This is a genomic window from Fulvivirga imtechensis AK7 (genome assembly GCF_000331535.1).
GTDB classification, from domain to species: domain Bacteria; phylum Bacteroidota; class Bacteroidia; order Cytophagales; family Cyclobacteriaceae; genus Fulvivirga; species Fulvivirga imtechensis.
This window is the reverse complement of record NZ_AMZN01000225.1, coordinates 1-365: the sequence shown is the minus strand read 5'-3', so window position 1 is coordinate 365 and position 365 is coordinate 1. Positions and strand designations below refer to the sequence as shown.

At 47.9% G+C, this 365-nt stretch carries 1 protein-coding gene; it reads right to left on the bottom strand.

The annotated features are described in order from the left end of the window. On the bottom strand, positions 1–365 hold a 365-nt coding region (locus tag C900_RS27905; RefSeq protein WP_040497700.1), incomplete at both ends, for an AMP-binding protein.

Here is a 365-nt window from a genome sequence, read left to right as displayed (position 1 = left end):
TGTTCCGATAAAAAGAAATGATTGGGTACAAATCTCTCCTGGGTGAGCAAATGCCTGTTCAAATATCCACGAGCTATGCCGGGTCCTGTCAGATAAAGCTCTCCGGGAATACCAATGCCCACTGGATTTCCTGAACTATCCAGAATATAGGTATGGGTATTGAAGATGGGTGTACCGATAGGGACGGTAGCCCGGTCTGCTACACCTTCTTTTACTTCATACAAGTGTGAATATACCGTGTATTCCGTAGGACCGTAGGCATTCATAAACCTACAGTAACTTGACCATGCTTCCGCAAGGGAAGGTGGGCAGGCCTCCCCTACAGATACCACCTGAAGCTCAGGATAACTCAACCGCGAAGGGTC